The following is a 14,738-nucleotide window of genomic DNA, read 5'->3' as shown; positions in this document are numbered from 1 at the left end:
AGCTCCCGGCTGAGGAGAAGACGAACAGAGGGACGTACGGAAGGGCCGGGAGCGGTCAGGGAGCGAAGTCGCCGCGGTCGTGGTCGTTGCCGTAGAGGGGGAGATCGGGCGTGACCCACCGCGCGAGCGCCAGCTGCGCCGCCGCCGAGGCCCGTCGCGCCCAGGGGGGCTGGTGACAGGTGATCCCGTACGGCGGGGCGGTCGTGATTCCGGACACAGGGCGCACCGGAGACCGGCGCGCCGGGAGAGGCTGATGCGGAGTGATGCCGGGCACGGCCGGTCGCGGCATGGGGGCGACCGGGGCGTTCATCGGGACAGACTAACGCCGGGGGACGGCCGACGGGCCTCTCACTTCGGCGCCGAGAGCCATGACACGGTCGCGCAGCTCGCGATCCGCGGTGACGACGACGATGCGGCGGTCGCGGTCGGACCCCCGTACGAGATCGGTGATCTTGTCATCGCCGGAGCCGGGGGCGCGCTCCACCCGTACCCCGTTGTCGGTCTGCGGAATGTCGCGGGCCTTGCCCTCGACGACGAGCGTGACCTCGACGGGGCCTGGAATGTCGGTAAGGCCGTCCGAAGCGACCGCCGCCAGGCGATCGCGCAGCCGGATCGCCGCGGCCGGGCGGTCGCGCCACCACCCGTCCGGCACGGATCCGACGACGTTGGCCCCGTCGACGATCACCAGCGGTACGGTCATGAGAGTTGAGCCTACCCGAGTCAAGTTTTCGGCGGATCCGGGAATCAATGGAGGACGAACGACGCTGATAGGGGTCGTGCGCTCGGGTAAAGCCGTCCGCACACAGGCTAGGTATCAGGAGAAGAAGACTTATGAGCATCGGACCGATCGGACCGGGTGGACCCGGCAACTGGGACGACCTGTTCGCGCGCTTCTTCGGTGCGGCCGAGCCGCGCCGGCAGCAGCGCATCGATATCACGAAGTACATGAGCGGAGATGCTCGTGAGGTGCTCTCCGCCGCCGCGCGTCGTGCCGCCGAGCTCGCCGACCCGGATCGGATCGTGGCCGATCTCGACACCGACCACCTGCTCTGGGGCGCGCTCCAGCAGGACGGCATGAAGCAGACCGTACGCCGCGCCGGCGCCGACCCGGAGCAGCTGCTCGCCGCCCTCGGCCGTCCCGCGGGCGTGCGGGAGAACCCGACGGAGCAGGTCGCGCTGACCCCGCAGGCCAAGCGGGCCCTGCTGGACAGCCTCCAGATCTCCCGGGCGCTCGGCTCGTCCTACGTGGGACCCGAGCACATCCTCATGGCGCTGGGCCTCAACCCGGACTCCGCGGCCGGCCGTCTGCTGGCCGGCAAGCTGGACCCGCAGGCGCTGCAGCAGCAGGCCGCCGGCGAGCCCCAGCCGGGCGGACCGGGCCGCAGCGGCTCGACCGGAGGCAGCGGCAAGACCCCGACGCTGGAGCAGTACGGCGTGGACCTCACCGAGCTCGCCCGACGCGGCGAGATCGACCCGGTGATCGGGCGCGCCGACGAGATCGAGCAGGCCGTGGAGATCCTCTCCCGGCGTACCAAGAACAACCCGGTGCTGATCGGCGAGGCCGGCGTCGGCAAGACCGCCGTCGTCGAGGGCCTGGCCCAGCGCATCGTGGACGGTGACGTGCCGCTGACCCTGGAGGGCAAGCGGGTCATCCAGCTCGACCTGGCCGGACTGGTGGCGGGCACCCGCTACCGCGGCGACTTCGAGGAGCGGCTGCGCAAGGTCATCGACGAGATCCAGAACGAGGGCGACGGCCTCATCGTCTTCCTCGACGAGATCCACACGCTGGTCGGCGCGGGCGGTGGCGGCGGCGACGGTGGCGGCATGGACGCCTCCAACATGCTGAAGCCGGCCCTGGCCCGCGGGCAGCTGCGGGTGGTCGGCGCGACCACGCTCGACGAGTACCGCAAGCACATCGAGAAGGACGCGGCGCTGGCCCGGCGCTTCCAGCCGGTGCTGATCGGCGAGCCGAGCGTCGAGGACACCGTGGCGATCCTGCGCGGGCTGCGGGACAACTACGAGGCGCACCACCAGGTGCGGATCACCGACGAGGCGCTGGACGCCGCGGCGGAGCTGTCCGACCGGTACATCACCGACCGGTTCCTGCCGGACAAGGCGATCGACCTGATCGACCAGGCCGGCGCCCGGGTGCGGCTGCGGGTCAAGACCCCGTCCGCCGACACGCGGGAGGACGAGCGCAAGCTCGAGCAGCTCACCCGCGACCGTGACCAGGCCGTGGCGGCCGAGAACTACGAGAAGGCCACCCAGCTGCGGGACGAGATGAACGAGATCCGCGCGCGCCTCGAGTCGGCGCAGTCGCCGTCGGGTGAGAGCGTGCCGCAGGTGACCGACGCGGACATTGCCGAGGTCGTCTCGCGGGCCACCGGCATCCCGGTCGCCCAGCTCACCGAGGAGGAGCGGGAGCGCCTGCTGCGCCTCGAGGGGCACCTGCACGACCGGGTGATCGGCCAGGACGACGCCGTCGAGGCGGTCGCCGAGGCCGTCCGCCGGTCGCGGGCCGGACTGGGCGACCCGGACCGGCCGGTGGGCAGCTTCCTGTTCCTCGGCCCGACCGGTGTCGGCAAGACCGAGCTGGCGCGTTCCCTCGCGGAGGCGCTGTTCGGCGACTCGGACCGGATGATCCGGCTGGACATGAGCGAGTTCCAGGAGCGGCACACCGTGTCGCGGCTGGTCGGCGCCCCGCCCGGATACGTCGGCTACGACGAGGCCGGGCAGCTGACCGAGGCGGTGCGGCGGCGGCCGTACAGCGTGGTGCTGCTCGACGAGATCGAGAAGGCCCACCCGGACGTGTTCAACATCCTGCTGCAGGTGCTGGACGACGGGCGGCTGACCGACAGCCAGGGCCGGACGGTGTCCTTCAAGAACACCGTGCTGATCATGACGAGCAACATCGGCTCGGACATCATCAGCGGCACCCGGCGCAGCGTCGGGTTCGGAACGGCGGACGCCAAGTCGTCGGCCGACGAGGAGCTGCGGGACCGGCTCGACCGGCGGCTGCGTGAGCAGCTGCGGCCCGAGTTCATCAACCGGATCGACGAGATCATCGTCTTCCGGCAGCTGGAGACCGACCAGCTGCGGCAGATCACCGAGCTGATGCTGCAGGAGACCCGCCACCGGCTGACCAACCAGGGGATCAGCCTGGAGATCAGCCCGGAGGCCGTCGACTGGCTCGCGGACAAGGGCTTCCAGCCCGAGTTCGGCGCCCGGCCGCTGCGCCGGACGATCCAGCGCGAGCTGGACAACCGGCTGTCGAAGCTGCTGCTCTCGTCCGACCTGAAGCCGGGTCAGACGGTGAAGGTGGACGTCGCGGACGGCAAGCTGACCTTCGCGTAAGCCGTAAGCCGTGAGATATGGCGCCGCTCAGCGACCGCTGAGCGGCGCCAGTGCGTCCGGGGACTCGCCGAGGTGCGGGAAGTCGGTCATCCACTCCACGTACATCGGGTTGCGGTTGACCACCTCGTGGTACGCCTCGCGGGCCATCTCCATCAGTTTCGGGGCGGTCCGGGCGGCGGCGGAGTCGGGGTGCCAGCCCAGCACCAGCCGCCAGCGCAGCGGCGCGCCGCGCATCGGCCGGTGGGTGAGGCTGGCCGGCGGCCGGAACGTCGGCTGGCACAGGCCCAGGGCCAGTCCCGACTCGACCATGTCGACGCAGCCGCGCGCGTCGGTCTCGAGCACCCGGCGCGGGGTGAACCCGGCCCGGGCGCAGGCGGCCGCGAAGCAGTCGGCGAAGCAGCCGTCGCCGGTGCTGCCCACCCACTGCTCGTCGGCCAGCTCGGCCAGGTCGACGTCGACGTCCTTGGCGTTGGGGTGGTCCTCCGGCATCAGCACGCAGACCGCGTCGACCGCGATGGTCTGCCAGACCAGCCCGTAGTCGGCCGAGGGGATCGCGTCGCCGCAGACCCCGACCTGGGCGTAGTCGAGCTTGCCGGCGAGCACCATGTTGGCCAGTTCGTCCACGTAGTACGACGCGTGGGTGCTGATCTGGGCGTCGGGCTGGGCCATCGAGAGCCGGTGCACCATGCCGCCGAGGATCGGGCCGCCCTGCGCGCCTATCCGGTAGCGGCTCAGGGCCTCGGAGCCGGTCGCGCCGGCCAGCCGGGCCGCCTCGTCCTGCAGGCCTTTCATCGCCGGCAGCAGTACGCGGGCGCGGGAGAGCACCAGCTCGCCGAGGGCGGTCGGACGCGCGCCACGCCGGTCGCGCTCGAACAGCGGTCCGCCCAGGGTGCGCTCGATCCGCTGCAGTTGCGCGGTCAAGGCCGGTTGGGCGAGCCCGAGCTGCGACGCCGCTTTGGTCACGCTGCCGGTCTCCGCGATGGCGACGACCACCTTGAGATGCCGCAGCTCCAGGTTCATAGCGTGACGTTAGGACCTGCAAGACATCGAAGGCTAGACCTGCGGCCTGGTGAAAGATCCTCCACTTGTGACAAATCGGTTAACGAATCCAACGGTAACGTCACAAATCGCTGAGGTAAGTCGTACGTCCCGTGACGACATCGCGTAATTTGTCGACTACCGCGACGGCCGGGTCGACCACCTTGTTCCAGGGCGGGGTGGACGGCGTGCCCGGATGGGGGCGGGTCGGCGCGGCCTCCTCGGTCGTCTCCACGCGATTGCCCAGCCGGATCAGGTCCTCGATACCGACCATCTCGGCCAGCACCGGGAGCAGCTCCTCCTCGTCGGCCGCCACGTGACGACGTACGGCGGGAATGAGGTCTTTGCTGGGATTTTTCATCAGAAGCAGGAGCTTGTGGTCCTCGGCGAGCTCGCGGGCGACGAGATCCTCGCCGCCGGGGACAGCGGCCTTGAGGGCGGGATAGAGGTACTGCTCCTCGGCCGACAAATGCCGCGACAGCTCGGCGATGAGGACATCCAGGGCGCGCTTGTCGTCCATCCGGTCGCACAACGCCAGCAGGTCGCGGTGCTGCTCGGAGAGGACGTCGATCACGCTGCGACCGGTGGTCTCGCCGCCGACCGGGGGAAGCGGGGGAAGATTCACTGACGACACGGCCCGCCGGTACCCGCCCGGTCGACATGTCAAACACCTGGTAAGAAGGGCGGATGGAGACCACCGCCGCCGAGGAGGTCACGGGCATCTGCCGTGATCTGCTGCGCATCGACACCACCAACACCGGCGACCAGTCGACCACGGTCGGCGAACGGGTCGCCGCCGAGTACGTGGCGGCGAAACTCGACGAGGCGGGCATCGCCTACGAGATGCACGAGTCGGCGCCCCGCCGGGCCAACCTCGTCGCCCGCATCCCCGGCGCCGACCGCTCCCGCGGCGCCCTGCTCGTGCACGGCCACCTCGACGTGGTACCGGCCGACCCCCGCGAGTGGTCGGTCGACCCGTTCTCCGGCGAGGAGAAGGACGGCTACCTGTGGGGCCGGGGCGCCATCGACATGAAGGACTTCGACGCCATGATCCTGGCCGTCGTCCGCGAGTGGAGCCGCACCGGCTACGTGCCCCCGCGCGACGTCGTGCTGGCGTTCACCGCCGACGAGGAGGCCGGGATGACCTACGGCTCCGAGTTCCTTGTGCGCAAGCACCGCGACCTGCTCGACGGGTGCACCGAGGCGATCGGGGAAGTGGGCGGCTACTCGTACACGGTCAATGATGATCTTCGCTTGTATCTCGTGCAGACCGCCGAGAAAGGGCTCGACTGGCTGCGGCTGCACGCGACCGGCCGGCCGGGCCACGGCTCGTTCATCCACGACGACAACGCGGTCACCGCGCTCGCCGAGGCCGTCGCGAGGGTCGGCCGGCACCGGTTCCCGGTCGTCGTGACGCCGACCGTGCGCGAGTTCCTGCGGCGGGTCGGCGACGCGCTCGGCATCGACATCGACCCGGACGACCCCGAGGTCGCGGTGGCCAAGCTCGGCCCGATCGCCAATCTGATCGGCGCCACGATCCGCAACACCGCCAACCCGACCCGGCTCGAGGCCGGCTACAAGGACAACGTGATCCCCGGCCGGGCCTCGGCCACCATCGACTGCCGCACGCTGCCCGGCCAGGACCAGGCGTTCCTCGCCGAGCTGCGGGACGTGATCGGCCCCGACGTCGAGATCGAGCACAACCACCGGCAGCCGGCCGTCGAGACCGAGTTCGGAGGGCCGCTGGTCGAGGCCATGGGCGCCGCCCTGCGGGCCGAGGACCCGGGCGCCCGCACGATCCCGTACCTGATGTCCGGCGGCACCGACGCGAAGGCGTTCGCGACCCTCGGCATCCGGTGCTTCGGGTTCGCGCCGCTGCGGCTGCCGCCCGATCTGAACTTCGCCGCGCTGTTCCACGGCATCGACGAGCGCGTCCCGGTGGAGGGACTAAAGTTCGGCGTGCGTGTGCTCGACCGACTCCTGCGAACCAGCTGAATCCGGGAAGGACCCCATAGATGACCGACCAGAACGCCGAGCTCGACGCCGCTCTCGACGAGGTCGTGGCGGCCGCTCGGGCGCACCTCACGGCGGTCAAGGCGGCCGCCGGCCGCATCGACGACGACGACGTCTGGCAGGCCTACGTCGCCCTGAACAACGCCTCTTTCGCGTACGACGAGAAGCTGCTCGACGCGTACGGGGAGGTCACGCCCTGGGATGTCGAGGCGATCGACCCGGACGAGGCCGACCAGCGCTTCGGCCTGGGCGCGGACGGCTTCGACGCCGCCGAGGCGACCGACCCGTACCCGCAGGTGGTCTCGGTGCGGCAGCGCCGCGACTACCGCGTGCCCAGCATCGGCGCCCTGCTGCGGGTGGCCGACGTGGCCCGGCGCAACTCGGTGCCCGACGACGAGGACGCGGGCGCGGTCGAGACCGTCGGCGAGGCCGTGCTCGAGCTGCTCCAGGCCGGCGACGGCTCGCTGGCCTCGCTTGACGTGCCCGAGCTGGAGCCGCTCGACGGCCTGCTGACCGTGAGCGAGATCGTGGAGCCGCTCGACCTGGAGGCCTTCGAGGACTCCGACGGGGACGGGCCGTTCAAGCCCCAGGAGGGTGACCTCCTGGTGGGCAGGCTCGACGAGCACCCCTTCCTCCCGGACGAGGAAGAGGATCACGCAGGCCACAACCACTGACGGGCTTTATAAAGCCCGCAGCCCGGGCTCAGTAACTGAGCCCGGGCTGCGGGTTGGCCTGGATCTTTCGGCGGAGCATCACCTTCCGGGTGCCGTCCCGGAAGAGCTGCACCCGGGCGAGCTCCCAGCCGGAGAACTCCGCCTGGATGGCGAGCTGCGCCGCCGCGGTCAACTTGTCGACATTCGAAGGCAACCGTAGCGGCGCGTATTCGTAGTCCATGGGTGCAAGAATGCCCCTCCAACACGGCCAGAGACAAGCACCGCCGTCGACCGTATCGCGGGATCCCACCTGGTCCCGGTACCCGCGCCCAAGGCGGCGAATGCCGCCCAGAGGGGCCAGGGGGTGATCTCCTCGCGACGGCAGCCAAGCGCCATCGAAAGAGGGGGTGGGACGCAACCGGGGTGTGGTTGCGTCCCACCCCCTCTTTCGATTCCCTGAGGTTGTCGTCGCGAGGAGATCACCCCACCCACCGCAAGCAAACCGCCAGGCTGATCTTCTTGTGATGGCCGGGGTGTGGGGCAGAGCCCCACGGTCTTACCCGGGCGAAGCCCTATTCAGCCAGGACGGGGTACGTGTCGTTGGTGAGCCAGAGCGGCAGCAGGCTCTGTTCGAACGGGCCGCCGAGGCCCTCGCTCACCCCGCCGGCCAGCGAGTCCACGGACCGCCAGCCACCCGCGGTGGCCTGCGCCACGAAGCGGCGGATCGGCACCAGCGGGACGGTGAACCGGTCGGGCGCGTCGGCCCGCAGCGGGTGCCCGGCGACGTCCGGCACGTTCACGCCGCCGTCGACCGGGATGCCGGGCAGACCGGGCAGCGGCGAGGTGAACCGGTTGCCCAGCGACGGGATCGTGTACGGCGCGCCGAGCGGTGAGCTCAGCACGATCCGGTGCAGCTTGCCCCAGCGGTAGTCGCGCTGATCGGCCGACCTGCCGAACGCGGGCGCGAAGCGGTCCGAGGCGGCGAGGTCGAGGGCGTCGGCGAGGCTGCGGAGCACGAGGTAGTCGCGCCGGTCGGCCGGATCGCCGATCCCGGGCACCGCGAAGAAGTCGATGCCGGAGCGGCCGATGCCGCCCGTGGCCAGCAGCCGCCGGAGTGCCTGCGTGCCGTGGAAGTCGCTGGTCGACGGCAGGCCGGCCGGGACGTGCCGGTCGATGACGTTCACCACGAACCGGCCGCGCCAGAGCGCGTAGATCGTGGACGCCACGCTGTTGCCGACCTCGGCGGCGGACGGTTCGGCGAGGCGGCCGTCCTGGTCGGCGGCGTCGTAGCCCTCCGGGATGCCGGTCGGGTAGGTGTGGTTCCAGCCGGCCAGCCGGGCGGCCGCCTCCCGGATCCGCGGGTCCGCCGCCAGCGCGGCCAGCTGCGGGGTGGCGCTGTGCCGGGCCCGGTCGAGGGCGCCGGCGATGACCGGGGTGAAGAACTGCGCGTCCACCGCGGTGGTGTCGGCCTGCATGGCCACCACGTCCCGCTGGTCGACCGGCCCGCGGGCGATGGCGGCGCGGACCATATCGGTTATCCGGGCGGCCCGGTGGCCGTTGTGGAAGAAGCTGACGTAGGAGATGCCGCCGCCGGGCCGCCGCTGGTTGAGCATGTCGTTGTCGAAGGTGTTGCCCGTCGAGTCGTTGTTGGCCGAGACGACGAACCCGGCCGGCGGGTTCACCACCTTGGGCAGCTCGGCGAACGGGACGATCTCGTACGGCACGGACTGGTGCGGCTGCGGGTGGGTGACCGGGAGCCACTCGTTCCCGCCGGTGCCGTCGCGCAGCAGGTACGGCGGGTTGCCCCGCACCGCGCCCGCCTGCAGGTCCTCCCGTACGGGCACCTCGGCGTTGGTGAAGTAGGCGATCGTGCCGTCGACATCCGCGTAGGTGAAGTGCTGCCCGCCCACATCGAAGAACTGGAGGGCGTCCCGGAAGTCACCGACGTCGCGGGCCAGCGCGAACCGGCGGAACGTCTCGAGCTCGGTGGTCGGGGAGAACCCGGTGTACTGCACCGACAGCCCGACTCCCGCGGCCTGGTCGACCGAGAGCAGCGGCCCGTTGTTGCGCCGCGGCACGATCAGCGTCCGCCCGTGGACCGGATCGCCGCCGTTCACCCGGAAGGTCTCATCGATCGCGACGACCGGCTCCAGCCTGCCCCGGTAGACGGTGGACAGCCCGCTCGGCGAGGCCAGATCGGTGCGCACCTGCTCGACGTACGTGTCGGAGACGTCCATGAAGTGCTGGGTCGCGCCCCACGCGATGCGCCGGTTCTGCCCGAGCACGATGTACGGGGTGCCGGGCAGGCTGTCCCCCTGGACGTCGTAACCACCGCCGCGCAGCGAGATCGGGTGGAACAGGGCCGGCGCCTCGGGGCTCAGGTGCGGGTCGCTGGCCAGGATCGGCCGCCCGGTCGTGGTGTGCCGGCCGCCGATCACCCACGAGTTCGAGCCGCGGTCGCCGGACCGGTTCATCGCCTCGGCGATCATCGGCGTGGCGGCGGCGCGTTTCTCGTAGTCGGCGGCGAGGCGGGCGGCGGCCGGCGGGATGTCGGCCAGCGCGACATCGGTGGCCGGCACCGGCACCGGCACCGGCGACGCTGAGCGGAACGGGGCGAACGGCATCAGATCCCCGAACACCGCGGCGTGGCCGTCGAAGCCCGCGGCCTCGTACGCCCGAACCGCGGTGGTCCGGTCGATGTCGAGATCGAAGGAGAGGGTGAAGGCCAGCGCCTTGTTCACCACGAGGCTGTCCACCACGGTCCACGGCGCGACCTCGGTGACGTGGACCGCCGCGTACTGCCCGGGCAGGTTCCCGCTCGCGATCCGGGCGTTCACGCCCTCGGCGTACGCGTCAAGGTCTTTGATCGTCGCGGGCGAGAGCAGGGGCGCGGTGCGCTCGGCGGCGCGCCGCAGCCCCAAGGTCCGCATCTGGACGTCGCCGGGCAGGGCGGAGGGTCCGAGCAGCTCGGCCAGGGTGCCGGACGCCCGCCGCCGGGTCACGTCCATCTGGAACAGCCGGTCCTCGGCGTGCGTCCAGCCCTGGAGGTAGAAGAGATCGTGGGTGGTGGATGCCCGCAGGTGCGGGACGCCATGGACGTCGCGGGTCACCGACGAGACGGGCGCCGGGACCGAGGCGAGCCCGAGTGCGAGTACGAGCGCGGAAAACATATGCATGCCGATGGTTCGCCCGAGCCGCCGGACGGGACGATGTCACAAGACCGACCCATCCGGATCGGCGGGATAGCCGACGCCCTCGCGCTCGGGGTAGCCCAGGTCGATCGCCGACACGTCGTCGAGCGCCGCCGCGATCTCGGCCGGCAGCACCAGATCCTCGCTCTGCAGGGCGCCCTGCAGCTGAGCGGCGGTGCGCGCGCCCAGGATCGGCGCCGCCACCCCGGGCCGGTCGCGCACCCAGGCGATCGCGACCTCCAGCGGCGACGCGCCGAGCCCGGCCGCCGCGGTCACCACCGCCTGCACGATGCTCGAACTGCGGGGCTCGAGGTAGGTCTGCACGAACGGCGCGAGATGCTCGGTCGCGGCGCGCGAGTCGAGCGGGCGGCCGTTTCGGTACTTGCCGGTGAGCACGCCCCGGCCCAGCGGCGACCAGGCCAGCACGCCGAAGCCGAGCGCCGCCGAGGCGGGCAGCAGTTCCCGCTCGATGCCCCGCTCGAGCAACGAGTACTCCATCTGGGCGGCCACGATCGGCGCCCGGCCCGGGTAGGCGGCCTGCCAGGTCGCGGCCCGGGTGGTCTGCCAGGCCGCGAAGTTCGACACGCCGATGTAGCGCACCCGGCCGCTGGTGACCGCGTGGTCGAGCGCGGCGAGGGTCTCCTCCAGCGGAGTGGCCGCGTCGTAGCCGTGCACCTGCCACAGGTCGACGTAGTCGGTGCCGAGCCGGCGCAGCGACGCGTCGAGCGAGCGCAGCAGGTTGCCCCGGGAGCCGTCGCGGCGGCGGTAACCGTGCGGAGTCAGGCCGGCCTTGGTGGCGATCACCACCTCGTCGCGCGGCACGAGGTGGTCGAGCAGGGAGCCGATCACCACCTCGGCGTCGCCGTCGCCGTACACGTCGGCGGTGTCGATGGTGGTGCCGCCGGCCTCCAGAAAGAACTTGAGCTGGGCGGCCGCGTCGTCGGGGTCGGTGTCGCGTCCCCAGGTCATGGTGCCGAGGGCCAGCCGGGAGACCGCCAGCCCGCTTCGGCCGAGCGGTCGCTGTTGCATGAGTGAACCTTATTCAGACTGTGCTCGCGGCGAAATGCTCCGAGCAGGTCGGTTACCGGACGGAGAATCACGCAGCGTGGGTGGATAGGCTGCGTACGGGGATCACCGGCATCTGGGAAGGGACACACCGTGCGGCTCGGACTCAGCCTCGGCTATCAGGCGGCGTGGACGACGCCCGCCGACCACCTGGCGATGGCGCAGGAAGCGGATCGTCTCGGCTACGCCGTGGCGTGGTCGGCCGAGGCGTACGGGTCGGACACGGTCAGCATGCTGGCCTGGATAGCCGGTCAGACCCGGCAGATCGACCTGGGCGCGGCCGTCATGCAGATCCCGGCGCGCACCCCGGCCATGACCGCGATGACCGCCGCCACGATCGACGCGCTCTCCGGCGGCCGGTTCCGGCTCGGCCTCGGCGTCTCCGGGCCGCAGGTCTCCGAGGGCTGGCACGGGGTCCGCTTCGGCAAGCCGCTGCAGCGCACCCGGGAGTACGTCGACATCGTCAAGATGGCGATCGCCCGCGAACCGGTGTCCTATCAGGGCGACTTCTACACGCTGCCGCTGCCGGACGGGCCGGGGAAGGCGCTCAAGCTGGGCTTCCACCCGCCGCGCAACCACATCCCGATCTACCTGGCCGCGGTCGGACCGAAGAACCTCGAGCTGGCCGGTGAGATCGCCGACGGCTGGCTGGCGATCTTCTTCGCGCCCGACGCGGCGGGGGAGTATTTGCAGCACATCGAGCGCGGCCGGGCCAAGCGCGGGCTGGGCCTGACCGGCTTCGACGTGGCGCCCACGGTCCCGGTCGTCATCGGCGACAACGTGGCCTGGTGCGCCGACGTGATCCGGCCGTACGCGTCGCTGTACGTCGGCGGCATGGGCAGCCGTGAGCAGAACTTCTACAACCAGCTCGCGGTCCGCATGGGTTACGCGGACGAGGCGGCCAAGGTGCAGGACCTCTATCTGTCCGGCAAGAAGGCCGAGGCGGCCGAGGCGGTTCCGCAGGAGTTCATCGAGCGCACCGCGATCCTCGGCAACAAGATCCAGGTCAAGGAGCGGATCAAGCAGTACGCGGCGGCCGGGGTCGGCACGCTCTCGATCAGCCCGTACGTGGGCGACATCAAGAGCGGCATCGACACCCTGCGGATCGTCGCCGAGGCGTACGAAGAATCCGGCGTGGCGGAGTAGTGGCTACGGTCCTCTTGCTCCGGCACGGGCGGACGACGGCGAACGCGTCCGGCGAGCTGGCCGGTCGCCGCCCCGTGGATCTCGACGACGCCGGCGTTTCTCAAGCCGAACGCGCTGGCGAAAGGCTACGACAAATCCCGTTAAAAACGGTCGTATCGAGCCCGCTGCTGCGCTGCCGCCGCACCGTCGAACTTGCCCTGCCCGACGCCGAGATCGTCGAGGACGACGGGCTGACCGAGTGCGGCTACGGCGACTGGGAGGGCAAGCAGCTCAAGGACCTCGCCAAGGACCCGCTCTGGCCGATCGTGCAGGCGCACCCGAGCGCCGCGGTCTTCCCGAACGGCGAGGCGATGGCCGACATGTCCGCGCGGGCGGTCGCCACCGTCCGCCGCTGGGACGAGAAGATCACCGCCGAGCACGGTCCGGACGCGCTCTGGCTCGCCTGCAGCCACGGCGATGTGATCAAGGCCATCCTCGCCGACGCGCTCGGCCTGCACCTCGACCAGTTCCAGCGGATCGTCGCCGATCCCGCATCGATCAGCGTGGTCCGGTACACGCCGTTCCGGCCGTTCGTCGTGCGGGTCAACGAGGGCGGTGACCTCGCGTCCCTCGTACCCCCGAAGAACGAGACCGCCGCCTCGGACGCCGCGGTGGGCGGTGGCGCCGGAACGTGACCCCCGAATCACGGCCGGTGGTCTCGGTTGCGCCCTAGGCGAACCGGAGTGCGCGGGGTGAGCGATTGCGGCAACGGCTCGATAGGGTTGTTGCCATGACCCACCAGGTGCACTCCTTCGAGCCGCCCGAGCGGTTCGTGGCCGGGACGGTGGGCGAGCCGGGTGACCGCACTTTCTTCCTGCAGGCTCGCGGCGGCGGCCGGGTGATCACCGTCGCGCTGGAAAAGGTGCAGGTGTCGCTCCTCGCCGAAAAGCTCGAGGAGCTCCTTCTCGAGGCCAACAAGCGCTTCGGCGTGAGCCTGCCCGAGGCTCCGATGATGTCCGGCCACGACAACGAGCCTCTCGACACCCCCGTCGACGAGGAGTTCCGGGTCGGCACGCTGGGCCTCGCCTTCGACGTCGACAGCGGCACCGTGGTGATCGAGGCCATCGAGGCTGGCGAGGCCGAGGTCGAGCTCGAGCTGGGCCCCGACACCCCCGACGACGACGATGACGACGATGACGATGACGACGACGAGCCCGACGACGACCTCGACCGGCTCCGCGTCCGCCTGAGCCCCGAGGCCACCCGCGCCTTCATCGACCGCGCCCGCCGGGTCGTCGCCGCCGGCCGCCCGCCGTGCCCGCTGTGCGGCCAGCCGCTCGACCCCGCCGGCCATCTCTGCCCGCGGCACAACGGCTACCATCGGTGACCTTCGAGTGACCACCGAGCCCGCGGCCGCCCTGGCGGAAAGCGATGCCCTCGAGCTGCTGAGCCGCGGCACGATGGAGATCGAGGGCCGCCTGGTCGACGCCTCGAACACGACTCTGCGGGCCGAGATCACCCTCGGCGGCCTCACCCGCCGCTGCGTCTACAAGCCGGTCCGCGGCGAGCGCCCCCTCTGGGACTTCCCCGACGGCACCCTCGCCGGCCGCGAGGTCTCCGCGTTCCTGGTCTCCCAGGCCACCCAGTGGGACCTGGTTCCACCGACCATCCTCCGCGACGGCCCGCTCGGCGTCGGCGCCCTCCAACTCTGGATAGACGAGCCGGAGGACGCGGAATCCTTGATCGGCTTCGTCCCCGCCTACGACGTCCCGCACGGCTGGCTTCCGGTCGCCAACGCCCGCGACGAGGACGGCGACGCCTACGCCCTGGCCCACGCCGACGATCCCCGCCTGGCCCGCCTGGCCGTCTTCGACGCCGTCATCAACAACGCCGACCGCAAGGGCGGCCACGTGCTCTACCCCGCCACCGGCGCCATCCACGGCGTCGACCACGGCGTCAGCTTCCACGTGGAAAACAAACTGCGCACCGTCCTCTGGGGCTGGACCGGCAAGTCCCTGATCGACGAGGCCACCGAGGTGCTCAAGTCGCTCTCGTCCCGCCTCGACGGTGACCTCGGCTCGGCCCTCGAGGAGCATCTGACGCTCTCCGAGGTGCAGCACCTGCGCCTGCGCGTCCGCCGCCTGCTGCGCGCCGGCCGTTTCCCCAAGCCCCCGCAGGACTGGCCGGCGATTCCCTGGCCGCCGGTCTGACTCGCGCTTTTCCTTATCCCGTACGGGATTCTGCGAAGTCCCGGCCCGAGCGCCCGGCTGGGTGCCCACTCACCCTCCGCGAGCGGCTT

14 protein-coding genes are annotated in these 14,738 nt (G+C 71.2%); 7 read left to right on the top strand and 7 right to left on the bottom strand.

The genetic code is table 11. From position 1 onward, the window contains the following. Positions 1 to 55: 55 nt before the first annotated feature. Positions 56 to 217, bottom strand: coding sequence for a hypothetical protein (locus tag A3CQ_RS61575; protein WP_020518640.1), 162 nt, complete (start codon positions 215 to 217; stop codon positions 56 to 58). 102 nt (positions 218 to 319) lie between these two features. Beyond that, on the bottom strand, positions 320 to 700 hold the full coding sequence (locus A3CQ_RS0150560) for an NYN domain-containing protein (protein ID WP_020518639.1): 381 nt from the start codon (positions 698 to 700) through the stop codon (positions 320 to 322). A gap of 131 nt (positions 701 to 831) precedes the next feature. On the opposite strand from A3CQ_RS0150560, the gene A3CQ_RS0150555 reads away from it, so the two are divergent. Next, the gene (locus A3CQ_RS0150555; protein WP_020518638.1) at positions 832 to 3,354 is read left to right on the top strand and encodes an ATP-dependent Clp protease ATP-binding subunit; all 2,523 of its coding nucleotides are present in this window, start codon (positions 832 to 834) and stop codon (positions 3,352 to 3,354) included. 27 nt (positions 3,355 to 3,381) lie between these two features. Here A3CQ_RS0150555 and A3CQ_RS0150550 read toward each other — a convergent pair whose 3' ends face one another. Next, the gene (locus tag A3CQ_RS0150550) at positions 3,382 to 4,374 is read right to left on the bottom strand and encodes a LysR family transcriptional regulator (protein WP_020518637.1); all 993 of its coding nucleotides are present in this window, start codon (positions 4,372 to 4,374) and stop codon (positions 3,382 to 3,384) included. A gap of 100 nt (positions 4,375 to 4,474) precedes the next feature. Next, positions 4,475 to 5,017, bottom strand: coding sequence for a hemerythrin domain-containing protein (locus tag A3CQ_RS0150545; protein ID WP_020518636.1), 543 nt, complete (start codon positions 5,015 to 5,017; stop codon positions 4,475 to 4,477). A 62-nt stretch (positions 5,018 to 5,079) separates the two neighbouring features. On the opposite strand from A3CQ_RS0150545, the gene A3CQ_RS0150540 reads away from it, so the two are divergent. Together A3CQ_RS0150540 and A3CQ_RS0150535 are read left to right on the top strand one after the other, a co-directional pair. Next, complete coding sequence (locus A3CQ_RS0150540; protein WP_020518635.1) at positions 5,080 to 6,387, top strand: M20/M25/M40 family metallo-hydrolase; 1,308 nt, start codon at positions 5,080 to 5,082, stop codon at positions 6,385 to 6,387. 20 nt (positions 6,388 to 6,407) lie between these two features. After that, entirely contained in the window at positions 6,408 to 7,079 is a 672-nt protein-coding gene (locus tag A3CQ_RS0150535; RefSeq protein WP_020518634.1) for a hypothetical protein, read from the top strand. A gap of 28 nt (positions 7,080 to 7,107) precedes the next feature. On the opposite strand, the gene A3CQ_RS0150530 is transcribed toward A3CQ_RS0150535, so the two are convergent. From A3CQ_RS0150530 to A3CQ_RS0150520, 3 genes are all read right to left on the bottom strand, one after another. Next, positions 7,108 to 7,299, bottom strand: coding sequence for a DUF5703 family protein (locus tag A3CQ_RS0150530; protein WP_020518633.1), 192 nt, complete (start codon positions 7,297 to 7,299; stop codon positions 7,108 to 7,110). A gap of 331 nt (positions 7,300 to 7,630) precedes the next feature. Beyond that, positions 7,631 to 10,234 (bottom strand): penicillin acylase family protein, encoded by a 2,604-nt coding sequence (locus A3CQ_RS56875; protein WP_084699576.1) that lies wholly within the window; start codon positions 10,232 to 10,234, stop codon positions 7,631 to 7,633. A 36-nt stretch (positions 10,235 to 10,270) separates the two neighbouring features. Next, positions 10,271 to 11,278 (bottom strand): aldo/keto reductase, encoded by a 1,008-nt coding sequence (locus A3CQ_RS0150520; protein ID WP_020518631.1) that lies wholly within the window; start codon positions 11,276 to 11,278, stop codon positions 10,271 to 10,273. A 129-nt stretch (positions 11,279 to 11,407) separates the two neighbouring features. Between A3CQ_RS0150520 and A3CQ_RS0150515 the strand changes: the two genes are divergently transcribed. From A3CQ_RS0150515 to A3CQ_RS0150500, 4 genes are all read left to right on the top strand, one after another. Then, positions 11,408 to 12,460: an LLM class F420-dependent oxidoreductase gene (locus A3CQ_RS0150515; RefSeq protein WP_020518630.1), complete on the top strand. Its 1,053-nt coding sequence runs from the start codon at positions 11,408 to 11,410 to the stop codon at positions 12,458 to 12,460. Further along, entirely contained in the window at positions 12,460 to 13,134 is a 675-nt protein-coding gene (locus A3CQ_RS0150510) for a histidine phosphatase family protein (RefSeq protein WP_020518629.1), read from the top strand. Before A3CQ_RS0150515 ends, A3CQ_RS0150510 begins: the two co-directional genes overlap by 1 nt. Before the next feature lie 95 nt (positions 13,135 to 13,229). Further along, positions 13,230 to 13,826 carry a DUF3090 domain-containing protein gene (locus A3CQ_RS0150505; RefSeq protein WP_020518628.1) on the top strand — a complete coding sequence of 199 codons (597 nt, stop codon included), beginning with the start codon at positions 13,230 to 13,232 and terminating at the stop codon, positions 13,824 to 13,826. A 7-nt stretch (positions 13,827 to 13,833) separates the two neighbouring features. Beyond that, the gene (locus A3CQ_RS0150500) at positions 13,834 to 14,649 is read left to right on the top strand and encodes an SCO1664 family protein (protein WP_020518627.1); all 816 of its coding nucleotides are present in this window, start codon (positions 13,834 to 13,836) and stop codon (positions 14,647 to 14,649) included. Positions 14,650 to 14,738: the final 89 nt, after the last annotated feature.

The sequence above is a fragment of the Paractinoplanes globisporus DSM 43857 genome (assembly GCF_000379645.1).
Lineage (GTDB): Bacteria > Actinomycetota > Actinomycetes > Mycobacteriales > Micromonosporaceae > Actinoplanes > Actinoplanes globisporus.
Note: the sequence above shows the minus strand (reverse complement) of the source record. Positions and strands in the feature narration are given on the sequence as shown.

Excerpts from the sequence above, each read along its gene's own strand:
- A3CQ_RS0150555 (WP_020518638.1), top strand. The coding sequence starts at position 832 with ATGAGCATCGGACCGATCGGACCGGGTGGACCCGGCAACTGGGACGAC.
- A3CQ_RS0150505 (WP_020518628.1), top strand. The coding sequence starts at position 13,230 with ATGACCCACCAGGTGCACTCCTTCGAGCCGCCCGAGCGGTTCGTGGCC.
- A3CQ_RS0150520 (WP_020518631.1), bottom strand. The coding sequence starts at position 11,278 with ATGCAACAGCGACCGCTCGGCCGAAGCGGGCTGGCGGTCTCCCGGCTG.
- A3CQ_RS0150530 (WP_020518633.1), bottom strand. The coding sequence starts at position 7,299 with ATGGACTACGAATACGCGCCGCTACGGTTGCCTTCGAATGTCGACAAG.
- A3CQ_RS56875 (WP_084699576.1), bottom strand. The coding sequence starts at position 10,234 with ATGCATATGTTTTCCGCGCTCGTACTCGCACTCGGGCTCGCCTCGGTC.
- A3CQ_RS0150560 (WP_020518639.1), bottom strand. The coding sequence starts at position 700 with ATGACCGTACCGCTGGTGATCGTCGACGGGGCCAACGTCGTCGGATCC.
- A3CQ_RS0150540 (WP_020518635.1), top strand. The coding sequence starts at position 5,080 with ATGGAGACCACCGCCGCCGAGGAGGTCACGGGCATCTGCCGTGATCTG.
- A3CQ_RS0150550 (WP_020518637.1), bottom strand. The coding sequence starts at position 4,374 with ATGAACCTGGAGCTGCGGCATCTCAAGGTGGTCGTCGCCATCGCGGAG.
- A3CQ_RS0150535 (WP_020518634.1), top strand. The coding sequence starts at position 6,408 with ATGACCGACCAGAACGCCGAGCTCGACGCCGCTCTCGACGAGGTCGTG.